Genomic DNA, 2,052 nt, shown 5'->3' with positions numbered 1-2,052 from the left:
GACTTATTTTGCAACACCAGATGTGGCCATCGGCCCTCCATCGAGAACTCGTAGGGGACACCCTCGTTCTCGGGAGGCCGGTGGCTATTTCTGTTTCTGTCGCAGGTCACTCGACGCGCGCGCTGGTCCGTGATGGACTAGAGCGGAGCGCCGGGTGACTGGTGCGGCACCGACACAACGACACAGCGGACGATCGCACGGGCTCGAGCTCGTGCACGCAACGAGGAGCAACGGTGGCGAACGACGACGAGCAGCGACGGAACGACGGGGACCGCGGAGACCGACCTCGGCGCGATGGCGACCGGTCTCCCCGGCGTGACGGCGGAGATCGTTGGTCGTCCGGCCCCCGTGACTTCGAGCGTCGTGAGGGCGAGCGGCGCGACGCGCCCCGCCGCGACGGAGATCGTCCGCGCACTGGTGGGTCCGCTCGTGATGGTGGTCGCTCGTTCCGCGACGGCGACCGGTCCTTCGGCGACCGTGACCGTCGTCCGGCGTGGCGCGGTGACCGCGATGAGTCGAGCCGGCCTCCCCGGGGGGACGGGCCTCGCGGTGCTGACCGTCCGCGTCGTGATGGGGATCGTCCGTTCCGTTCGGATCGTCCGGCTCGTGACGGGGATCGTCCGTTCCGTTCGGATCGTCCGGCTCGTGATGGGGACCGGCCGTTCCGTTCGGACCGTCCGGCTCGTGACGGGGACCGGCCGTTCCGTTCCGACCGTCCTTCGCGTGACGGGGATCGTCCGTTCCGTTCGGACCGTCCGGCTCGTGACGGTGATCGTCCGCGTCGTGATGGAGACCGTCCGTTCCGTGCGGATCGTCCGGCTCGCGACGGCGACCGTCCGTTCCGTTCGGACCGTCCGGCTCGTGACGGTGATCGTCCGCGTCGTGATGGGGATCGTCCGTTCCGTTCGGATCGTCCGGCTCGCGACGGCGACCGCCCCTTCCGTTCGGATCGTCCGGCTCGCGACGGCGACCGCCCGTACCGTTCCGATCGACCGGACCGCCCGGCTCGCGACGGCGACCGTCCGTACCGTTCCGACCGACCGGACCGCCCTGCCCGCGATGGTGATCGCCCGCGTCGCGACGGAGACCGCCCCCCGTTCCGCGGAGGATCGGACCGCCCGCGTGGCGACCGGCCGCAGCGCGACGGTGACCGTCCGTTCCGTGGCGGTTCCGACCGCGACCGCGGTGGCCGGGACGACCGCCAGCGCTTCGGCGACGGCAGCCGTCACGCCGGCGCCCGCTTCGGTGAAGGTGCGCGCGACGACTGGGAGGACCGCGATCCGTACGGCACCAAGTCCATCCGTCCGCGTCACGAGGACCCGGAGATCCCCGAGGAGATCGACGCGCGCGACCTCGACAAGGTCGCCCGCGCCGAGCTGAAGACCCTCAGCAAGGACAACGCCGACTGGGTGGCCCGCCACCTCGTCGCAGCCGCGATGCTCATCGACGACGACCCGGAGACCGCCAACCAGCACGCCCTCAGCGCCGCTCGTCGAGCCGGCCGGGTCGGTGTCGTGCGCGAGACCGCCGCGATCACGGCCTACCGCCTCGGGGACTTCGCCACAGCGCTCCGTGAGCTCCGGACCTACCGTCGCATCTCGGGCCGCAACGACCAGCTTCCGATGATGGTCGACTGCGAGCGTGGCCTCGGCCGTCCGGAGCGTGCGCTCGAGCTCGGGCGCTCGGTCGACCGTGCCGCGCTGGACACGGCGGTGCAGGTCGAACTGGCGATCGCGATGTCCGGGGCACGCCTCGACCTCGGGAATCCCACAGCCGCGCTCGGTGAGCTGGAGATTCCACAGCTCGACCCGTCCACTGCCTACACCTGGTCCCCGGCGCTCTACAGTGCTTACGCGGCCACGCTCGAGGAGCTCGGCCGTCAGGACGAGGCCGACGAGTGGTGGGCCCGTGTCGATCGTGCTGCCGAGGCCCTGGCCGAGGTCGCCGACGAGAACGCTTGGGAGACAGTTGATGTGGTCGAGGAAGAAGTCGAAGGACACGACGAGCTCGGCGAGCCCGAGTCCGGCGAGCCCGAGTCCGACGAGCTCGAGT

Annotated in this window: 1 protein-coding gene; it reads right to left on the bottom strand. The window is 70.8% G+C overall.

The features are described 5' to 3' along the window. Positions 1-137: 137 nt before the first annotated feature. The gene (locus BIU96_RS19695; protein ID WP_175477446.1) at positions 138-2,000 is read right to left on the bottom strand and encodes a hypothetical protein; all 1,863 of its coding nucleotides are present in this window, start codon (positions 1,998-2,000) and stop codon (positions 138-140) included. Positions 2,001-2,052 lie beyond the last annotated feature (52 nt).

The organism is Curtobacterium sp. MCBA15_008, from assembly GCF_001865065.1.
Taxonomy (GTDB): Bacteria; Actinomycetota; Actinomycetes; order Actinomycetales; family Microbacteriaceae; genus Curtobacterium.
Note: the sequence above shows the minus strand (reverse complement) of the source record. Positions and strands in the feature narration are given on the sequence as shown.